The sequence below is a fragment of the Kibdelosporangium phytohabitans genome (assembly GCF_001302585.1).
In the GTDB taxonomy this organism is placed as follows: Bacteria; Actinomycetota; Actinomycetes; order Mycobacteriales; family Pseudonocardiaceae; genus Kibdelosporangium; species Kibdelosporangium phytohabitans.
Map to the genome: position 1 here is coordinate 8887949 of NZ_CP012752.1, position 21349 is coordinate 8909297.

9 protein-coding genes are annotated in these 21349 nt (G+C 69.7%); 3 read left to right on the plus strand and 6 right to left on the minus strand.

What is annotated here, in order from left to right; translation table 11 throughout:
* Positions 1–3: 3 nt before the first annotated feature.
* Together AOZ06_RS39645 and AOZ06_RS39650 are read right to left on the minus strand one after the other, a co-directional pair.
* Complete coding sequence (locus AOZ06_RS39645; protein ID WP_417999912.1) at positions 4–4671, minus strand: type I polyketide synthase; 4668 nt, start codon at positions 4669–4671, stop codon at positions 4–6.
* Positions 4672–4691: 20 nt separating this feature from the next.
* Positions 4692–5552 (minus strand): SDR family NAD(P)-dependent oxidoreductase, encoded by an 861-nt coding sequence (locus AOZ06_RS39650; protein WP_054294061.1) that lies wholly within the window; start codon positions 5550–5552, stop codon positions 4692–4694.
* 146 nt (positions 5553–5698) lie between these two features.
* On the opposite strand from AOZ06_RS39650, the gene AOZ06_RS39655 reads away from it, so the two are divergent.
* Entirely contained in the window at positions 5699–6565 is an 867-nt protein-coding gene (locus AOZ06_RS39655; RefSeq protein ID WP_054294062.1) for a 3-hydroxyacyl-CoA dehydrogenase family protein, read from the plus strand.
* Positions 6562–6855 carry an acyl carrier protein gene (locus AOZ06_RS39660; protein ID WP_054294063.1) on the plus strand — a complete coding sequence of 98 codons (294 nt, stop codon included), beginning with the start codon at positions 6562–6564 and terminating at the stop codon, positions 6853–6855. The genes AOZ06_RS39655 and AOZ06_RS39660 overlap by 4 nt, the downstream gene beginning before the upstream one ends.
* A 3-nt stretch (positions 6856–6858) precedes the next feature.
* On the opposite strand, the gene AOZ06_RS39665 is transcribed toward AOZ06_RS39660, so the two are convergent.
* Positions 6859–8499 carry a helix-turn-helix domain-containing protein gene (locus AOZ06_RS39665; RefSeq protein ID WP_083472234.1) on the minus strand — a complete coding sequence of 547 codons (1641 nt, stop codon included), beginning with the start codon at positions 8497–8499 and terminating at the stop codon, positions 6859–6861.
* Between the two features lie 416 nt (positions 8500–8915).
* On the opposite strand from AOZ06_RS39665, the gene AOZ06_RS39670 reads away from it, so the two are divergent.
* On the plus strand, positions 8916–9629 hold the full coding sequence (locus AOZ06_RS39670) for an O-methyltransferase (RefSeq protein ID WP_236951893.1): 714 nt from the start codon (positions 8916–8918) through the stop codon (positions 9627–9629).
* Between the two features lie 42 nt (positions 9630–9671).
* On the opposite strand, the gene AOZ06_RS39675 is transcribed toward AOZ06_RS39670, so the two are convergent.
* From AOZ06_RS39675 to AOZ06_RS39685, 3 genes are read right to left on the minus strand one after another with little or no spacing between them, the layout of a single operon-like run.
* Positions 9672–10754: an HAD-IIIC family phosphatase gene (locus tag AOZ06_RS39675; RefSeq protein ID WP_054294066.1), complete on the minus strand. Its 1083-nt coding sequence runs from the start codon at positions 10752–10754 to the stop codon at positions 9672–9674.
* 39 nt (positions 10755–10793) lie between these two features.
* Complete coding sequence (locus tag AOZ06_RS39680; protein WP_054297272.1) at positions 10794–11903, minus strand: acyl-CoA dehydrogenase family protein; 1110 nt, start codon at positions 11901–11903, stop codon at positions 10794–10796.
* Between the two features lie 50 nt (positions 11904–11953).
* Positions 11954–21334: a type I polyketide synthase gene (locus AOZ06_RS39685; protein WP_236951894.1), complete on the minus strand. Its 9381-nt coding sequence runs from the start codon at positions 21332–21334 to the stop codon at positions 11954–11956.
* Positions 21335–21349 lie beyond the last annotated feature (15 nt).

The following is a 21349-nucleotide window of genomic DNA, read 5'->3' on the forward strand; positions in this document are numbered from 1 at the left end:
GGTCTACCGCCTTCCGAACTCGTCATCGATGAGAGCGAACAGTTCGTCGTGATCGGACACGTCGAGATCACCGCCTGTGGCCGAGACCGGCTCGAGCCTGTGCAGCAGGGCGCGCACGCGTCCGGCCATCTCGGCGCGGCCGCCGAGATCGTCGGGAAGAGTGGTCAACGCGGACTCCAGCCGCGCCAGCTCGGCCATGCCGGTCACCGCGGCAGGCTGGACGAGCTGCTCCGACAGGAAACCCGCGAGTGCCGCGACGGTCGGGTGGCTGAAGATCATGGCGGGCGGGACGTTCAGACCGGTAGCGGTGATCAAGCGGTTGCGCAGCTCGATCGCGGTCATGGAGTCCATGCCCATCTCGGTGAACGCCCGATCGGTGCGGACGTGGTCGACCGAGCTGTGGCCGAGCACGGCGGCCACGTGGTTGCGCACCTCGTCCAGCACCGCCTCGCCGCGCAACGCTTCGGACAGGCTCATCCAGTGCTCGACGACGCCGTTGTCCGGCTGCGCGTTCGGGTGACCGGCCAGTTCGGCGACCAACGGCGTGACGAAGCTCGTGGGCGCCTGTTCCCAGTCGACGTCGGCGACGACCACGAACGTCTCCGCGACCGCCGACCCCAACGCGCTCGACGCGAGTCGCGGCGGCATCCGTCGCAGACCGTGCCGCCGCAACGACTCCTCGACTCCCGGCCGGTACGCCAGACCTGATCCCGCCCAGCCGCCCCACGCGATCGACGTCGCGGGGAGCCCCTCGGCTCGGCGCTTGTACGCGAGCGCGTCCAGGAACGCGTTGCCCGGCGCGTAGTTGCCCTGGCCGGTCAGACCGAGGACGCTGCCGATCGACGAGAACAGCACGAAAGCGGAGAGGTCGAGGTCGCGGGTCAGCTCGTGCAGGGTGACCGCGGTTTGGGCCTTGGCGCGCAGGACCCGGTCGATCTGCCCGGTGGTCAACGCCGAGATGGGGCCGTCGTCCAGGACGACCGAGGTGTGGAACACCGCGTCGGGCGGGTACGAGTCCAGCAGGTGCCGCAGGGCATCCCGGTCGGTCGCGTCGCAGGCCGCGACCGTCACCTCGACCCCGTGCCCCCTCAGCTCGGCCTCCAGGTCGGCGGCACCCGGTGCCGCCTGCCCCGTCCGGCTGGTCAGCACCAGGTGCTCGGCTCCGTTGGCCGCGAGCCACCGGGCCACGTGGGCGCCGAGTGCCCCGGTCCCGCCGGTGATCAGCACCGTCCCGTGTGGACGCCACACGTCCGGTCCCGCCTTGCCGCGGGTAAGCCGCCGCGCGAACAGGCCGCCGGGTCGCACAGCGACCTGGTCCTCACCGTCCACTCCGGACAGTGCGGCGACCAGGCCCAGGCCGGTGTCGTCGTCGAACGCCGAGAGATCGAAGTCGGCGGGCAGGTCGACGAGTCCGCCCCACCGCTCAGGCTGTTCCATGACCAGGACGTGGCTCAGGCCCCACACCAGGCTCTGCGCGTAGCCCTGCATGGAGTCGTCGTCCGACACAGCGACCGCGCACTGGGTCACGCACCACAACCGGCCGTCCACGTCGAGTTCGCCGAGGCGTTGGACCAGGCTGATCGTCCGGGCGTAGCCGCACGGCACCGCCGGGTACTCCGGGTGCGGCCGGTCATCCAGGGCCAGCAGCGAAAGCACGCCGTCGAACCGCCGTCCCGCGGCCACCTCCGTCAGGTGGTCCAGATCAGCCAGCACCGGCCGGGCACCGTACCGTGCCAAGGTGTCGAGAACCGCGCCGGTCTGCTGTGACGCCTCGGCGACGACGAGCCAGTCCCCGGCCAACAGCGGGCGAGGCGACCTGACCAAGGGTCGCCAGGCGACCCGGTAGGTCCAATCGTCCACAGTGGTCCGCTCGGCCACGGTCTCCGGTGTGTCCAGCCAGAACCGCTCACGCTGGAAGGCGTATGTCGGCAGCTCGACCCGGCGGGCGGAGGTGCCCGCGAACACGGCCTCCCAGTCCACCGAGGCGCCGTTCGCGTGGGCGAGTGCCAACGATGTCAGAAACCGTCGTGTTCCACCGTCGTCCCGGCGTGTCGAGTCCAGCACCGTGGCCCGCGTTCCCGCGGACTCCGCAGTTTCCTGCATCCCACCTGCGAGCACGGGGTGCGGCCCGACTTCGATGAACAGCCGGTGCCCCTGGTCGAGCGACGCACGGATCGCGTCCTCGAACCGGACGCTCTCCCGCAGGTTGTCGTACCAGTATTCGGCTCCCATCACGGTTGTGTCGAGCCGTTTGCCGGTCAGCGTCGAGAAGATCGGGATCTCCGAATGCCCCGGGGTGATGTCGGCCAGCAGCCGGATCAGGCCGGCCCTGATCTGCTCGACGTGGGCGGAGTGGGAGGCGTAGTCCACCGCGACCCGCTTGGCCCGCACGGCTTCGGACGTCAGCTGGGCCAGGAGTTCGTCCAGCGCGGTGGCGTCGCCTGAGACAACGGTGGTGTTCGGCCCGTTGACGGCCGCGACCGAAATCTGGTCGCCCCACTCCGCCACGCGCTCCCGCACCTCGCCGACGGGCAGCGGTACGGACACCATGCCGCCCGCGCCGGCGAGAGCCGTCAACGCCTGGCTGCGCAAGGCCACCACCCGAGCCGCGTCCGGCAGGGACAGCGCGCCCGCGAAGCACGCGGCCGCGATCTCACCTTGGGAGTGGCCGATGACGGCGGCAGGCGACACACCGTACGAACGCCACAGGTTGGCCATGGAAACCATCACCGCGAACAGCACCGGCTGGATCACGTCGACGCGGTCGGGCGACGGCGCACCGGCCACGCCCTTGAGCACGTCGATCACCGACCAGCCGGTGAACGCCTCGATCGCTTCGGCGCACTCCGCCAGGTGTCGCGCGAACACCGGCTGGGACTCGTACAGCTCCAGTGCCATACCGGGCCATTGGGAACCCTGTCCCGGGAAGACGAGCACTGTTCCGCCCGAGGTCGCGTTCGCTCGCACGAGGTGCGGTGTCGTGGTCCCGTTGCTCAGCGCGCGCAGTCCCTCGTGCAGATCTTCGAGCTTGTCGGCGACCACCACCGCCCGGTGCTCCCAGGTGGACCGGGATGTGGCCAACGAGAATCCGACGTCCGTGGCGGGCACCTCGGGGTGCGCTTCCACGTGCGCGAGCACGCGGTCCGCCTGGTGGCGCAGCGCTTCGCGGGTCCTTGCCGACAACGGCCACATCGTCGGCCCCTGTCGACCCGCGGTGGGCTCGGCTGTCGTGCTCGTCCTCGGGTCCTGTTCGAGGATGACGTGGGTGTTCGTACCACTGATGCCGAAGGAGGACACCGCGGCACGACGCGGGCGATCGTGTTCGGTCCACGGCCGCTGTTCAGTCAACAGCCGCACGGTGCCTGACGACCAGTCCACGTGCGGTGTGGGGTTGTCGGCGTGCAGTGTCCGGGGAAGGACGCCGTTGCGCATGGCCATCACCATCTTGATCACACCGGCGATGCCCGCGGCGGCCTGGCTGTGGCCGATGTTCGACTTCACCGACCCCAGCCACAGCGGGTGGCCGGCTTGCCTGTGCTGCCCGTACGTGGCCAGCAAGGCGTCGGCCTCGATGGGGTCGCCGAGCCGGGTCCCGGTGCCGTGTGCCTCGACCACGTCGATCTCGTCCGGGCCCAGCTGCGCGTTGTCCAGTGCCGCTCGGATCACGCGCTGCTGTGACGGGCCGTTCGGAGCGGTCAGGCCGTTCGACGCGCCGTCCTGGTTCACCGCCGAACCGCGGACCACGGCCAGTACGGGGTGACCTAGGCGTTCGGCGTCGGACAGCCGTTCGAGCAGGAGCACGCCGACGCCCTCGGCGGGGCTGAACCCGTCGGCGTCCGCGGAGAATGCCCGGCAACGGCCGTCAGGTGACACGCCGCCTTGCTTGCAGAACTCGACGAGCATGCCAGGGGCGGACATCACCGTCGCGCCACCGACCACGGCGAGCGTGCTTTCCCCGTTGCGCAGTGACTGCGCCGCGAGGTGCAGTGCGACCAACGACGAGGAGCAGGCCGTGTCCACTGTGACCGCGGGTCCTTCGAACCCGAAGGTGTACGAGATCCGGCCGGACGCGACACTCGCCGTGGTGCCTGTCATCAGGTATCCGGCCGAACCCGGGGGCGCCGCGGAGTAACGCGGGCCGTAGTCCTGGGTGATCACGCCGACGAAGACACCGGTCTTGGTTCCCCGTAACGACACCGGGTCGACACCGGCGTGTTCCAGTGCCTCCCAGGTGGATTCCAGCAGCAGCCGCTGTTGCGGATCCGCCGCCGTCGCCTCACGGGGCGCCATGCCGAAGAACTCCGCGTCGAACAGGTCGGCGTCGTGCAGGAAACCGCCTTCCCGCATGTGGAACCGCCCAGGCACGTCACGATCGGGGTGGTAGGCCTGTTCCAGGTCCCAGCCGCGATTGGCCGGCAGCGGGCCGACCGCGTCACGGCCCGCCTCGACGAGTTCCCACAGCTGCTGCGGGCTGGTGACACCACCGGGGTACCGGCAGCTCATCCCCACGATCGCGATCGGCTCCCGTGCGTTGTCCTCCAACTCGCGCACGCGCTTGCGCACTCGTCGCAAGTCGGCAGTGACACGGTTGAGGTAATCGCGAAGCTTGTCTTCCGCTGACATGCGCTCCCATAGCCTTCTGTCTGTGATCGCAGCCTTTCGCGGGCTCACCGCGGCGGCAAGAATCTTGGTCAGACGTTTTCCGGACGTTTGCGGCCGTCCTTGCCCGGCAACCAACCCGTGAGCTTCTTGATCCGTGCGAGCACGGCTTCGCCGTCGACCGCGGCAGCCCTGCGCATCATGAACGGCGCCAGATGGGCGAGTACGTACGCGAACCAGGCCGCTCCCGCCACCGGGACGACGGGTTTGTTCCGCCGCACCGCCTTGAGGATCCGCTTGGCCACGAGCTCAGGTCCGTGCCCACCGCCTGCTTTCGCGGCTGTCTCCTCGTGCGTCCCTGTCGCGATGAAGGCTGGGCAGACGGCGCTCACCCCGATGCCGTAGGCGGACGTCTCCGCGCGCAGCGACTCGCTGAGCATCAGGACTGCGGCTTTCGTCGCCGCGTAGGCGGCAAGTTGCTTGTGCGGCGAGAACGCCGACGCAGACGCGACGTTGACCAGGTGACCGCGGGCGGACGGATCCTGCTTGTTGCGATTCCTTTGCTGCGCACCGATGACACGACAGCCGTGGCCGGCCCCGAGGACGTTGACGTCGACGATGCGCTGCCAATCCTGGTGGCTGTGTTCCAGGAACGACCCCGCCAGGCCGACTCCGGCGTTGTTCACGAGGACGTCCGCCACACCGTGCTCGGCCAGCACCCGCTCGCCGAAGGTCTGCCACGCCGACGCGTCCGCCACATCCAACGCGTACGCGAAACCTTCGCCACCGTTGGCACGCAGGACATCGACTGTCTTCTCGGCCGCGGGTAGGTCGAGGTCCGCGCAGACCACGGTGGCCCCACTCGCCGCGAACGCCTCGGCTGTGGCCTGGCCGATACCGGCTCCCGCGCCCGTCACGATCACGAGCTTCGGCCAGTCGACGGGGACGCGCATCGGTTCTCCTCATGTCACGGCATGCCGGGTGGCGTGCAGATCATGACGCAGAGGTGGCGCGTTCAACGGCTTTCTGCCGCGAGCGGCGAGCGAACGTCCTGTGTACGTCCTGTTACTCGACTCGCGTCGACCGTCATCCTTGCTCCATGCAACCGGATTCGGCATCGCACCGGCTCGCTGTGCTCGGCGCGGGCGTGATGGGATCGAGCATCACGGCCATGGCGTTGGGGCACGGTGTTCCCGTTGTTCTTGTCGACATCGACGACGGTGCCCTCGACCGAGCCAGGGCGAGCATCGCCCAGCAGGTGCGGCACGCCCAGCTGATGGGCGCCGCACCGGCCGACCGGCCGACGGGCGAACTGGTGACGTCCCAGCGGATCGAGGACATCGCGGATGCCACCGCCGTTGTCGAGGCGATCACCGAAAAGCCGGATCTGAAGTCCGACGTGCACGCGAAGATCGGCGCGGCGGTCCGCCGGGGCACGCCGGTGATCTCCAACACCTCCGGCATACCGATCGACGAGATGGCATCGGCACTGCCGTGTCCCGAGGACCTCATCGGGACGCACTTCATGAACCCTGCCTATCTGATCCGCACGGTCGAGGTGATCGTGGGGCCGCGCACCGCGGAGCGGACCGTGGCTGCCCTCATGTCCCTGTTGTCCGCACTGGACAGACAGCCGATCGTGGTCAACGACTCGCCCGGTTTCGTGACCAGCAGGTTGCTGCACCCCATGATCAACGACGCGGCGCGCCTCGTGGACGAGGGCGTCGCCACGGCGGCGGACGTCGACGCGTTGATGCTCGGGTGCCTCGGCCACGCCACGGGTCCGCTGCGCACCGCGGACATGATCGGGCTTGACAACCTCGTCGACGCCCTCGACGTGCTCCACGAACGAACCGGCAACCCCACGCACGAACCTTGTGCCCTGCTGCGGCGCAAGGTCGCCCAAGGTGACCACGGCATCAAGACCGGCCGCGGATTCCACGAGTACGAAAGGCAACCCGAGTGAGCGTTGACCAGGCAGCCACACCAAGCCGGACCGCGGAGTCGATCGAGGCGGAACTGCTCGACCACCTGACCGCGACCCTCAGCAAAGAGGTGACCGCGGACCAGGACCTGTTCGCCTCCGGGCTGGTGTCGTCGATGTTCGCCATGCAGTTGGTCATCCACCTGGAAAAAACGTACGGGCTGACGATCGCCGGCGCGAACCTCCGGCTGGCCAACTTCAGGACCGTCACGACCATGGTCGGGCTGGTGCTGCGGCTGAGCGACACCGCGGCACCAGCCGATGGTGGCTGACCGCTACCTGTGGTGTGCAGCGGCGGGCATCAGTCCCTGGTAGCCGCGCGACCTGGTCGCGCGGCACCGCACGGTGGTCTCGGCCGTGACCGAGATCAACCGTTCGAGGATCGACGCGAGCGTCTTGGCCCGGCCGGTGCGACCCGAGTGGTTCGCACTGGCCACCAGGTTCGGGTACTCCGTGTCCAACCATGACGTCGCGGAGTTCTTGTCACGCAACTCGACAGTCGTCCTGCGGGTGCCCGGCTTCCCGGCCTGCGCGCCGCACAGTTCGGGCATGATCAGCTCCACCGCCGCGCACGCCGTGCTGACCTGGTGCTCGAGCAGCCGGGCGACGGCGGCGGCCCGGCTCTCCGGCGACTCGGTCTGCATCGCGAGTGTCCTGGCGTAGTCGCGCACCAGTTCATGCAGCACGTACCGGCCGGCAACCGGTTCCATCAACAGGTGGTCGCCGACCAGGCCATCCAGCAGAACCTCGGAACGCCGCGGCGCGATGTCCGCGAGCGCGGCGATCGAGTGCACGTCGAAGTCCACTCCCGGGTAGAGCCCCAGCAGCGTGAACAGCCGCAACTGGTCCGCGTTGAGCAGCCGCCCGGACAGCGTCAGAGCCGCGACCATCCCCCGATCCCCTTCGGAGTCCAGTTCGGACAACCGGTAGCCGCCGTCCCGCATGCGTTCGGCCAGGCCGGTCACCGTCCACGTCGGGCGGTGCAGCAGCCTGGCAGCCGCGATCCTGATCGCGAGCGGCAGGTAGCCGAACAGCCGGACGATCTCGGCGACACCGTCGAGCTGACCGGCTACCCGGTCATGCCCGGCCACCGCGGCGAACAGGGCCAGAGCCTCGGCGCTGCGCAGTGGCCCGAGGGAGATCGGCGTCGCGCCGTCGACCGCGGCCAGCCGGCGGCGCGAGGTGATGATCACGTGGCTGCCCGGTGTCCCGGGCAGCAGCGGGAGGATCTGGGACGGGCTGACGACGTTGTCCAGCAAGACCAGGATCCGGCGGCCCGCGAGCATGGACCGCCAGGCCGCCGAGCGCCCGTCCAGCGACGCCGGGATCTGCCCATCGGGCAAACCTGCCATGCGCAACAACGCCTCCAGCGCGGTCGCCGCGTCGACAGGATCGCGATTCGGTGAGAAACCGTGCAGGTCATAGAAAAATTGACCATCGGGGTAATGCTCCGCGAGCATGTGGGCGGCGTGCACGGCGAATGCCGACTTGCCCACTCCTGCCATCCCGTCGATCGTTGTGACGGCGGCCACGCCCTCACTCGCTGCCGGGGCGTACTCGACCAGACGGTCGAGCTCCCCTGCCCGCCCGACGAAATCCGGCACGTCCCGCGGCAGGAACGACCCGTTGTAGTGCGGTGCCACACCAGCGTTGGCAGGTTTCACGCGCTGGTGCTCGCCCTCGAACCCGACGACGCGTCGCGTGGTCGCGTCGAGCAGCGCCGCACGATCGTCGTCCCGCAGGGAGAGTGCCTGCGCAAGTAATCGCGCCGACGCGAGGCGTGGTGCGTCCCGTCTGCCCGTCTCCAGCAGGCTGATGGTTCGCGCCGACACTCCGGACGCCTCAGCGAGTTCCTCCTGGGTCAGTCCGGCACTGAGCCGGTGCGCCCGCAGCAGCGCACCAAAATTCCTTAACATAACCACGATCGAGCAGCCCCCCAGCTGACTTGGCTGTCTTGCGTTCGGTCAGTTGTACCGCATCCCAAGGATATTCACACCGGGAATGCGAGCGTTTCAAACGGCTTCAACAGAGTACGTGATGCCGATCGGCGGGGACTTCCGCGCCATCGGCCGGGCGATGTTCAAGTGCGAGTCGCGCGACGTCCCGCGAAGACCTACTGGCTGTCACCGACTTATCGCACGACGTCCGGCGGCGCCCCGCCGCGCACTGTCCACAGTGCGGGGTGTCACCGCCGGACAGCGGGCAAAATGATCGTCGCATGTCGACACGGAGCACACCTGCGAACAACGATTGTCAGGCACGTGGCGAGGGCGGCTTGCGCTTTGTGCAAGCAGTGACAGGTAGCACATCCCCATTGTCACCGGCAGCGTGGTTGAACGCACACAGTTGCGCGCCGTCCGGCGTTAGTCTGCACACCATGGCCAACCAAATCTCAGCCGACACCGCGTTGCTCGACTATGTCCGGGAAATCTCACCTCCGGACGACGCGATCCTCACCGAATTGCGTGACCTGACGGTGGAACTGCCGGGCGGCAGGACCATGCTCCTCATGCCCGAACAAGGCCGCTTCCTGGCGATGCTCGTCCAGCTGGGGCAGGCGAGGTCGATTCTGGAGATCGGCACGTACACCGGTTACAGCACCCTCTGCATGGCTCGCGCGCTGCCGTCGGACGGCCGTCTCGTCACGTGTGATGTCGATTCCAAATGGACGGACATCGGTGTCGACCACTGGAAGCGCGCCGGGGTGTCCGATCGAATCGAGGTGCGCATCGGCGACGCGCGGGAAACGCTGCGCGAGTTGCGCGAACAAGAGCACGAGAACAGTTTCGACCTGGTATTCGTCGACGCCGACAAGACCGGCTACGTCGAATACTTCGAGAATTCACTGCCACTGGTCAGGCCGGGTGGGCTGATCGTTTTCGACAACGTCCTGTTCTTCGGCCGCGTCGCCGATCCGGAGCACCAGGACGCGGACACAGTCGCGATTCGTCGGATCAACCGCTTACTGCGGACCGATGACCGCGTCGACATCTGTGTCCTGCCGCTGGCCGACGGGATGACCTTGGTCAGGAAGAAGCCATTGTGACGCCAGTTTGAAACCGGCGTCACCCCACTCCGCGCGCGGGTGTCACACCGGAACGGCTCCGAGATCGGGCGCCGTCCAACGCATGGTGGCGGGCAGCGGCCGTTCCTCCGGCACGAGGTGCAGCCGCTGCAGTCCGTCCGCACCGGTGGGCCCCAGGGCCTCGACGCACCCGCACGCCGATTCGTCGAAGCCGGCGAAGCGGTAGGCCACTTCCATCATCCGGTTGCGGTCCGTGCGGCGGAAATCAGCCACGAGGTGGCAGCCGGCCTTCGCGGTCTGGTCGACGAGCCAGTTCAGGATCGCCGTTCCCGCGCCGAACGACACCACGCGGCACGAGGTCGCCAACAGCTTCAGATGCCACACAGCCTGGTGCTTCTCGACCAGCAGCACACCGACCGCGCCGTGCGGTCCGAAACGGTCGGTGAGGGTCGTGACGAGCACCTCGTGGCGCGGGTCATCGAGCAGTTCCCGCAGCGTTGTGTCCGAGTAGTGCACGCCGGTCGCGTTCATCTGGCTGGTGCGCAACGTGAGTTCCTCGACACGCGTCAACTCCGCCTCGCCCGCGCGCACGACCCGCATCTCGAGTTCCAGCGACCTCAGGAAGTCCTCGTCCGGACCGCTGAACCCGGACCGCTCGGCCTCCCTGAGGCCGGCGGCCCGGTACATGGCCCTGCGCTGGCTGGCGTCCACAGTGACCACAGCGGGGCTGAACTCGGGCAACTCCGGCAGCCGCAGGGCGTCCTCGGCCGGGTAGCACCGCACCTCGGGGAGGTGGAAATTCACCTCCGCCCGCTCCGCGGGCTGGTCGTCGATGAACGCGACGGTGCCGGGCGCGAACCGCAACTGCTCGGCGATCTCCCGCACCGACCTGGATTTCGGGTGCCACCAGATGCGGCTGGCCACGAAGTACTCGGCCACACCGAGTTCCTCGAGCCGCGCCCATGCCACCTCGTGGTCGTTCTTGCTGGCCACCGCCTGCAGGATGCCGCGGGAGTCCAGGGTCTTGATCACCGCCTCGACCCCGTCGGCCACGGTCGTGCGGCCGTCCTCCAGGATCGTGCCGTTCCACAACGTGTTGTCCAGGTCCCAGACCAGGCACTTGACCAACGGCTTGTCGCTACTCATCGCACTCACAGCCTTGCGTCCTCCAACCAGGATTGCCCGTCATCCGGCCGCCACCACGTGGTCTGCCAGGATCAGCTGGCAGATCTCGCTGCTTCCCTCGATGATCTCCATCAGCTTGGCGTCGCGGTACGCCCGCGCGACCGGATGCCCGTCGTGCGCACCGGCCGACGCCAACACCTGCACCGCCCGCTGCGTGGCCCGCGTGGCCTGACGAGAACCGATGTACTTGGCGAGCACCACGGCCGGTGCCATGTCCGGCGAGTTGCTGTCCCAGCAGCGGCTCGCGTGTTCGCAGGCACGGGTCGCCGTCTGCTCGGCCACCAGGATCTCCGTGAGATGCCGCGCCACCAGTTGGTGCTGCGCCAACGTCTTGCCGAACTGCGTCCGCGTGCGAGCGTGTTCCGCCACGCTGCGCAGGCATGCCCGCAGGATGCCGACGCACCCCCACGCGACGGAGATCCGCCCGTAGGCCAGCGCCGAGGTCACCAGCAACGACAACGACTGCGCGGCCCCACCGAGGACGGTGTCGGCCGGGAGGCGTACCGAGTCCAGGCGGATGTTCGCGTGGCCCGCGGCCCGGCACCCTGTCGGTCGCTCGACCGGTTCGACCGTCACGCCCGCGGTGGTGGCGGGAACCAGGACCGCGGCCGCGCCGTCCTCGAACTTGCCGAAGACCAGCAGTGTGTCCGCGTACACCGCACCCGTGGACCACACTTTCCGCCCGGTCACCACGACGGAGTCACCGTCGGTCTCGATCCGGGTGGCCATGGCGGACAGATCGCTGCCCGCGTCCGGTTCGCTGAACGCCGCCGCCGCGAGTTCGCCGCGCGCCAGCTTGGGCAGAAACGCGTCGCGCTGCCGCGCGGTGGCGAGCCGCTGCACGGTCCAGGCGACCATTCCCTGCGAGGTCATCAAGCTGCGCAGGGAACTGCACCGGCTGCCGACGTGCGCGGCGAGCTCACCCGTGTCCAAGCTGGACAGCCCGAGCCCGCCGTAGCCGGTGGGCACCTGCGCGCACAGCAACCCGTCCGCGGCCAGTTCCCTGATCAGCGGTTCGGGTATCCGGCCGGTCACGTCCCAGTCACCGGCCTGGTCACCCACCACAGCGTCGACCCTGGCCGCGAGCGCCCCCGGGTTGCTTGTCGTCACCGAATTCCTCCTGTGCGCCGAAGCGCTGTCTCCGGACACCGCGCCGGTCGTCACTCGCCGAGCTCGCGGTCGATCAGGTCGAACATCTCGTCGTCGGTCACCGACTGGAGGTCGACCTCACCGTCGTCGCCGCTGTCCCACTTGCGCAGCAACGCCTTCAGCCGGGTCGTCACCTCGGCACGCGTGACCGCGTCGAGGGTCAGTGCCGTCAGCCGGTCGTCCAACCCGTCGATCTCGGCCAGTGCTCCCGGTTTCGCCGCACCGCCGTCGTCCAGGCTCATCTTCGAACGCAGGTGCCCGGCCAGCAGGTTCGGTGTCGGGTAGTCGAAGACGACGGCGCTGCCCAGCCGGACACCGGTCGCAGTGATCAACCGGTTGCGCAGCTCGACGGCGGTCAGTGAGTCGAACCCGATCTCCTGGAACGGTTTGCCCGCTTCGACGCTGTCGGCAGTCGCGTGGCCGAGCACGGTCGCGGCGTGGTCACGGATCACGTCGATCAGGATGCGGTCCCGGTCCGCGGCCGCCGCGACGGCCAGTTCGTCCGCGAGCGAGAACTCCACGGTCTGCTCGCCGCCTGTCTGCGGTGTCACCGTCTGCGTGGGCACGTCCGGCATGACCTCTCGCAGCAGCGCGGGCACACCCCCCACCCTCGACCGCAACACCGTGCGGTCCAGCCGCACCGGGACCTGCGTCGGGCGATCAGCCGCCAGTGCTGCGTCGAAGAGATCCAAAGCCTCGTCGGTCGACAACTGGGCGAGGCCGACGCGGGCGAGCCGCTGCAGGTCCGCCTCGGTCAGGTGCTTGGTCAACCCGCTGCTCTGCGCCCACGGTCCCCAGGCGAGGGAGACCGCGGGCAGGCCACGTGCTCGCCGGTGTGCCACCAGGGCGTCGAGAAACGCGTTCGCCGCGGCGTAGTTCGCCTGCCCCGGAGTGCCGAAGGTCCCCGCGGCGGAGGAGAACAGCACGAACGACGAGACCGGCAACCGCGCGGTCAGTTCGTGCAGGTGCAGTGCCGCGTCGACCTTCGGCCGCATGACCTGGTCGATGCGCTGCGGGCGCAACGACTCCAGCACCCCGTCGGCCAGGACACCCGCGGCGTGCACCACTGTCGTGAGCGGGAACTCGTCCGGGATTCCGGCGAGCAGCGCGGCCACGCTGTCCCTGTCGGCCACGTCGCACTCCGCGAACGTGACGCGCGCACCCAGCGCGACGAGGTCGGCTTTCAGTTCGGCCGCCCCTTCGGCGGCGGCTCCCCGCCTGCTCACCATGAGCAGGTGCCGTGCGCCGTGTTCGGTGACGAGACGGCGGGCGATCAGTCCGCCGAGCGTTCCGGTGGCGCCGGTGACCAGGACGGTGCCGCGCGAGTCGATGGTCGCGGGCACGGTGAGCACGATCTTGCCGATGTGCTTGGCCTGCGACATGAACCGGAACGCCTCGGGCGCGTCGCGCACGTCCCATGTGCGGACCGGCAACGGCCGCAGGACTCCGCGGTTGAACAGCTCGAGGATCTCGGCGAGCATCTGCCCCACTCGGCCGGGGTCGACGGTCATGAGATCAATCACGTGGTAGGACACGCTCGGATTGGCCGTCAGACCGCCATCCAGGTCCCGGATGTCCGTTTTGCCCATCTCGACGAACCGGCCGCCGTCGGCGAGCAGGCGCAACGAGGCATCCACCGACTCGCCTGTGAGCGAGTTCAGCACGACATCAACGCCACGGCGGCCCGTGGCCGCGCGGAACTCCTGCTCGAACTGCGTAGTCCGCGACGACGCGATCCGGCCGTCCCCGATGCCCTCCGCACGAAGGAAATCCCACTTGGCTTCGCTCGCTGTGACGTACGACTCAGCCCCGATGTGCCGGGCGAGTTGCACCGCGGCCATTCCGACACCGCCGGTGGCGGCGTGCACCAGGACCGATTCGCCCGTCTTCAACCCGGCGAGGTCCACCAGCGCGTAGTACGCCGTCAGGAACGCGATCGGCACCGACGCCGCCCGCTCGAACGACCAGCCGCCGGGAACGCGGGACACGACCCGGTGGTCGGTCACCACCAGCGGTCCGAACGCGCCGCGGAACACCCCCATCACCCGGTCGCCCACCGCGAGGTCGGGCACACCGGGACCGACCTCGACCACGACGCCGGCACCTTCGTGGCCGATCTGCCCGTCGTCGACCAGACCGAGGGCCAGCACGACATCCTTGAAGTTCAGCCCGGCAGCCCTGACCGACACCCGGATCTCACCGTGGGCGAGGTCCGTGACCGCCGGGAGGTTCTCGACCAACGCGAGGCGGTCCAGACTGCCGCCGCCTGTCGTGTCCAGCCGCCACGGCACCGCACGCGGCGGCGACAACGCGAAGTCCTCCAACGGAGGCGCGAGCCTTGGCACCTTGACCTCGCTGTCCCGGATCGCCAGCTGCGGTTCGCCCGTCGCGAGCGCCGCCAGCACCCGCGTGGTCAGTTGCTCGACTGGTTCGTCGACGTCCAGCAGCACGAACCTGTCAGGATGCTCGGTCTGCGCCGAGCGCACGAGCCCCCAGACCGGTGCTCCGGCCAAGTTCGCCACGTCCTGCCCGAGGTCTGTCGACACGGCTCGCTGGGTCACCACCACGAGGTGGGACGCATCGAACCGGGCGTCGGCGAGCCACGCGTGCAAGCGTTCCAGTGTCCACCGTGTTGTCCACCGCGCGGCCTCGGCGGTGTCCGTGCCCTTCGGGACCGGGACTATGAGCAGCACGGCACCAGGCGCGGGCGCGCCCGCCGCCAGGTCAGCCGACAGGGATTCCAGATCGCTGTGCCCGGCCGGCAGGTCGGCGTCACCGACCACGACAACGTGACCGGTGTACGGCTCGGCGGCGGGCGGCAGCGAGATCCACCTCGTGTGCAGCAGCCTGTCGTCGTAGGACCTGGACCGCAGGTCACCGGGCGAGAACGGCCTGGTGGTGAAGGAATCCACGGACAGCACCGGCCGGTCGGCGTGGTCGGTGACGACCATGGATACCGAATCCGGCCCGGCAGCCTTGATCCGGACCCGCAGTTGCCGCGCGGTTGTGCCGTGCACCCTGACCCCATTCCACGAGAACGGCAACCGGCCGTCCCACATGGTGTCCAGCGCACCGAGACCCACCGCCTGGTGCGCGGCGTCCAGCAGAGCCGGGTGCACACCGAACTGGTCGACGGCCTGCACGGAGTCCGGGATCGCCACCTCGGCGAACACTTCGCCGTCGCGGCACCAGACCGACCGCAGGCCTTGGAAGACAGGTCCGTAGTGGTATCCGCGTGCCGCGAGATCCTCGTAGGTCGCGGTCAGATCCACGGCCTCGGCGTCGCCGGGTGGCCACACATCCGCGTGCGGTTCGGCACCGTCCCCGTCCTGCGGGGAAACGGAGGCACTGACGTGTTGTGCCCACGCCTTGCCGGACTGCTCGGCACGGGAGTACACCGACAGGTCCTGGTTGCCGGACGCGTCGGGTCTCGCCACCACCACCTGCAACACCACGGCGCCGTCCGCGGGCAGCACCAGCGGCGACTGGATGACCAGATCGTCGATCCGGCCGTGCCCCAGCCGGGCGCACGCGGCCATCGCCAACTCCAGGAAGGCGGTCCCGGGCATCACCACTGCGTCCAGCACGCGGTGGTCGGCCAACCAAGGGTGCGTGGCCAGTGAGAGCCGACCGGTGAACACCGTCGCGCTGCCGTCCGCCGTCTCCACGACAGCACCGAGCAGCGGGTGTTCCGCCTGGGTCAACCCCGCGCCGGTGACGTCACCGGACACTGCAGGTGCGTCCAGCCAGTAGCGCTGGCGCTGGAACGCGTACGTGGGCAGGTCGACCCGCGTCGCGCCGGGGAACGCCCGCCGCCAGTCCACCGCCACTCCGCGGACGTGCGCCTGCGCCAGCGAGGTCAGGAACTTGGCCATGTCGCCGTGGTCGCGGCGCAGCGTCTCGAGAACAGCCGCGGGCCGGTCGATCTCGGCCAGCGTCTCCTCCACGCCGATCGACAGCACCGGGTGGGGGCTGACTTCGAGGAACACGTCGTGCCCCTCGGCCAGCAACGCCCGTGTGGCCTGCTCGAACTCGACGGTCTGGCGCAGGTTGCGGTACCAGTAGGCGGCGTCCAGGCCTTCGGTGTCCACCCGTCCGCCGACGACTGACGAGAAGAACGGCACCGCGCCCGAACGGGGACGGATCGGCGCGAGCAGTTCGGCCAACTCGGCCTCGATCTGCCCGACCTGCGCGGAATGCGAGGCGTAGTCCACAGCGATCTGCCTCGCCCGCACCGAGCGGGCAGCGCAGTCTGCCACGAGTCGCGCCAACGCGGCGGACTCGCCGGAGACCACCGTGGACGACGGCCCGTTCACCGCGGCAACGGACAACTGGTCGGCCCAAGACGAGATCAGCTCGCGAACTTCGGCGACCGGGAGGGAGACCGAGGCCATGCCACCCTTGCCCGCGAGGGCACGCAGGGCGCGGCTGCGCAGGCACACGACGCGTGCCGCATCGTTCAGCGACAGCGCACCGGCCACGTGGGCCGCGGCGATCTCACCCTGGCTGTGCCCCACCACCGCGGCCGGGCGTACACCGAACGACTCCCACAACGCCGCCAGGCCGACCATCACGGCGAACGAGACCGGCTGCACCACGTCGACCTGGTCGAGCTCTCCCCCGTCGCCCCTGATGACGTCCATCAGCGACCAGTCGACGAACTCCGACATCGCGTCCGCGCACTCGTTCAGCCGGCGCGCGAACACCGGCGAGCCAGCAGCCAGCTCCGCTCCCATGCGGGCCCACTGCGCTCCCTGCCCCGGGAAGACGAACGCCACCTTCCCCGAGGTATCCGATGTCCCCCGGACCACGCCTGTGCCGGCAGACCCGTCAGCGAACGACCGCAATGCCGTGAGCACGTCGCCGCGATCAGCCCCGGTCACCACCACCTTGTGGCTCAGCGACGCCCGTGCCGTCACCAGCGACATGCCGACGTCAGCCAGGGACTGCCCGGAATCCTCGTCGAGCCGCGCCGCGAGCCGACGTGCCTGGTGCCGCACAGCCGTCTCGCTGTGTGCCGAGAGGACGATCGGCAGCGGCCCGGGGTCCGACGGGTCGGTGTTGGGCGCAGCCTGGGTGGCCGGCGCCTCCTCGACGATGACGTGGGCGTTGGTCCCGCTGACACCGAACGAGGAAACAGCGGCACGGCGCGGCTTTCCACCAGCCGGCCAGGTTCGCGGCCGGGTGAGCAGCGACACCGCCCCCGACACCCAGTCGACGTGCGGCGTCGGGGTGTCCACGTGCAGCGTCTCGGGAAGCACACCGTGGCGCAACGCCATCACCATCTTGATCACGCCGCCGACGCCCGCGGCCGCCTGGGTGTGCCCGATGTTCGACTTCAGCGAGCCGAGCCACAGCGGCTGGTCGGCGGGCCTGCCCTGGCCGTATGTGGCCAGCAGGGCGTTCGCCTCGATCGGGTCGCCGAGCGTGGTCCCGGTGCCGTGGGCCTCCACCGCGTCGACCTCCGGCGCGGCCAACCCGGCCACGGCGAGCGCCTGCCGGATCACCTCCTGCTGGGCCCGCCCGCTCGGGGCGGTCAGTCCGTTCGAGGCACCGTCCTGGTTGACCGCGTTGCCGCGCACCACGGCGAGCACCTGATGGCCGTTGTGTTCGGCGTCCGACAACCGTTCCAGCAGGAGCATGCCCACTCCCTCGCTCCAAGCCGTCCCGTCGGCGGCGGCGGCGAACGACTTGCACCGCCCGTCCTCGGCCAGCCCGCGCTGCCGGGAGAACTCGACGAAGATGCCCGGCGTCGCCATCACCGCGGCGCCACCTGCAAGAGCCAACGAGCACTCCCCTCCCCGCAGGGACTGCACGGCCAGGTGCAGCGCGACCAGCGAGGAAGAACAAGCGGTGTCGACTGTCATCGCCGGCCCCTCGAGCCCGAACGTGTACGCCAGCCGCCCGGACGCGACGCTGACCGTGCTGCCGGTCAACAGGTAGCCGCCCAGGCCGTCGGCCGGTTCGTGCAGCCGTGGCCCGTAGTCCTGCGCCATCACGCCGACGAACACACCGGTCCGGCTCCCGCGGACCGAGCCGGGGTCGATCCCGGCCCGCTCGAAGGACTCCCACGCCGTCTCAAGCAGCAGGCGTTGCTGGGGGTCCATCGCCAGCGCCTCGCGCGGCGAGATCCCGAAGAAGCCCGGGTCGAAGTCGGCGGCGTCGTGGAGGAACCCGCCACGCCTGGTGTAGCTGGTGCCGGGCCGATCGGGATCGCTGTCGTACAAGGCGGCCAGGTCCCACCCGCGGTCGGCGGGGAAGTCGCTGGTGGCGTCCCGGCCGTCGGCGACCAGCCGCCACAGGTCCTCCGGCGACTTCACGCCGCCGGGGTACCGGCAGCTCATCGCCACGATCGCGATGGGCTCGTCGGCGACCGGCCGGGCTCGTGCCGCGACCTCGTGCCGCTCGCCCGCCGCCACGGCGTACAGGAACCGGGCCAGCGCGGTGGGCGTGGAGTGGTCGAAAAGGACAGTCGACGGCAGCGACGTGTCCAGCGCGGCGCTGAGCGAGTCGCGCAGTTCCACCGTCATCAGCGAGTCGAAGCCGAGCTCCTTGAACGGCAGGGCGACGTCGATCGAGTCCGGTGTGGAGCTGCCGAGCACGGACGCCGTGTGGAGGCACACGAACCGAAGTGCCGCCTCCGGCGACTGCACGGCGGGAGCGGGCGCCTCGGCGGCGGCGGTCCGCGTCGGCTGCGGCACGGCCGACACAGCGTCCCGCGGGACCTGGTGCCCGGCAGGCATGTCGTCCAGCCAGTGGCGTTGGCGTTGGAACGCGTAGGTGGGCAGCGGGATCCGTCGCGCCCCCGTTCCGGCGAACACCGCGGGCCAGTCCACGTGGGCGCCCGCGACGTGCAACTGGGACAGCGCGGTCAGCAGGGTCTGGTGGTCCGGCCGGTCGCGGCGGAGCGCGGCGGCGAACACCGTCTCCTGCCGAGCCTCGGCACCGAGGCTGTCACGTGCCATCCCGGTGAGCACGCCGTCAGGACCGATCTCGAGCACCGCTCGGACGCCGCGGATCGCTCGAACGCCGTCGGCGAACCGGACTGCCCCGCGGATGTGCCTGACCCAGTACTCCGCCGAGCAGACCAGGTCGGACCCGGCGAGCTCACCGGTCACATTGGACACCAGCGGAATCGACGGACTGTTGTACGTCAGGCCGCGCGCGACCGCGCCGAACTCGTCGAGCATCGGGTCCATCAGCGGCGAGTGCGACGCGATGCTGATCCGCAGCCGCTTCGTCTTGCGGCCCTTGGCAGCGAGCGCGTCGGCGATCTCGGTGACGACTTCGGCGTCGCCGGAGACCACGACGGAGTCGGGTGAGTTCACCGCTCCCACCGCCGCTTGGCTCTCCCGGCCCGCGAGCACGTCCAGCACCTCGGCCTCGGTCGCCTGGACCGCGACCATGGCGCCGCCCGGCGGCAGCGCCTGCATCAACCGGCCGCGTGCCGCGACGAGCACGCACGCGTCCGGTAGCGACAGCACACCGGCGACGTGCGCGGCCGAGATCTCGCCGATCGAATGCCCGATCAGCACGCCGGGCCGCACGCCCCACTGCTCGACCAGGCGGAAGAGGGCGACCTCGACAGCGAACAGGGCGGCCTGGGTGTACACGGTCTCGTCGAGCAAGGCGGCTTGCGGTGACCCGGGCTCCGCGAACATCAGCTCCTTGATCGGCCGGTCGAGGTGCCGGTCGAGTTCGACGCACACCGCGTCCAGCGCCTCGGCGAAAACAGGAACCTCGGCGTAGAGGTCACGTCCCATCCCGGGGCGCTGGCTGCCCTGCCCGCTGAACAGCATCGCGACCTTGCCAACGTCGCCCGTGCTGCCGACAACGACAGCGGGGTCCGGCTCGCCCCGGCTGATCGCGCCGAGTCCGTCGAGCAGGTCCTCCCGGTTGCCGGCGACCACGGCGGCGCGGCGCTCGAACGCTGTCCGGCCAGTAGCCGACGAGTACGCCACATCGGCCACCGAGACGTCCTGGTCGGCCGCCACGTACTCGCGCAAGCGGGCGGCTTGTGCCCGTAGCGCCTGCGAGGTCCGGCCGGACACGATGCAGGCAACGGGAAAGTCCCCGGTGCGCTCAACGGGTTCGGGCGTCGGTCGTGGGTGATCCGTCACCAGCAGGTGGCAGTTCGTCCCGCCCATACCGACCGAGTTGACACCAGCCACGAACCTGTCCGTTGTGGACAGAGCAACGGCCTCGACGGGAACACCGAGGTTCAGCGAGCCGAGCGGGACGCGCGGGCTCGGCGTGGCGAAGTTGCGGTTGGGTGGGATGACCCGGTGCTCGACCGCCAACGCGACCTTGAGGAACCCCGCGATGCCGGCCGCGCCCTCGAGGTGACCGACGTTGGTCTTCACCGAGCCGACCAGCAGCGGCGACCCGGCGGGACGCGCCGCGCCGTACACCGCGCCGACGGCCCCGGCCTCGACGGGATCACCCACCGGTGTACCGGCGCCGTGCAGTTCGACGTACCGCACCTGGGAAGGCTCGACACCCGCCCGTTCACAGGCGAGGCGCAGCACATCACGTTGTGCCGCTTCGTCCGGCACTGTCAGGCCGTCACTCCGGCCGTCGTTGTTCACGGCACTACCGGCGATCACGCAGTACACGTGGTCGCCGTCGGTGACGGCGTCCTCCAGCCGCTTGAGCACCACCACGCCGCCGCCTTCACCGCGCACGTAGCCATTGGCTCGGGCATCCAACGTGAAGCACTCACCGTCAGGTGACAGGCCGCCGAGTTTGGCCGACGCCACCATGCTCTCGGCGGCCAGCATCAGGTTCACACCACCGGCCAGCGCCAGTCCGCACTCCCCCTGCCGCAGGCTTTCGCAGGCCAGGTGCAACGCGACCAGTGCCGACGACTGCGCGGAGTCCACCGTGAGGCTGGGCCCGCGCAGACCAAGGACGTAGGAGACGCGGTTGGCGATCACGCCACGGGACAGCCCGGGCATGCTGTGTTGCGTGATGGCTTCCAGTCCACGGTGGACCAGCAGGGTGCTGTAGTCCTGCGCGATCGCGCCGATGAACACGCCTGCGTCGCTGCCGAGCAGTTCACCGGGCACGCGACCGGCGTCCTCCAGCGCCTCCCACGCGAGCTCCAGCGTCAGGCGCTGCTGCGGGTCCATCGCCGCGGCCTCACGCGGTGAGATGCCGAAGAAGGCCGCGTCGAAGTCGGCCACCGAGTCGAGGAAGCCACCGCGGCTGGTGTTGGTCTTGCCCGGTGCCGACCGGTCGGCGTCGAACAGCCCGGCCGCGTCCCACCGATCGGCGGGGACATCCGTGATCCCGCTGCGGCCTTCCACCAGCAGTCGCCAGAACGCGTCCGGGTCCGGGGCCTGCGGCATCCGGCACGACAGGCCGACGACAGCGATCGCAGATGTTCGCACAGCTCAGACTCCCAG

Bases quoted from the DNA above. Each gene is read 5' to 3' on its own strand.
- AOZ06_RS39650 (WP_054294061.1), bottom strand. From the start codon at position 5,552: ATGCGCGTCCCCGTCGACTGGCCGAAGCTCGTGATCGTGACGGGCGCG.
- AOZ06_RS39655 (WP_054294062.1), top strand. From the start codon at position 5,699: ATGCAACCGGATTCGGCATCGCACCGGCTCGCTGTGCTCGGCGCGGGC.
- AOZ06_RS39665 (WP_083472234.1), bottom strand. From the start codon at position 8,499: ATGTTAAGGAATTTTGGTGCGCTGCTGCGGGCGCACCGGCTCAGTGCC.
- AOZ06_RS39675 (WP_054294066.1), bottom strand. From the start codon at position 10,754: ATGAGTAGCGACAAGCCGTTGGTCAAGTGCCTGGTCTGGGACCTGGAC.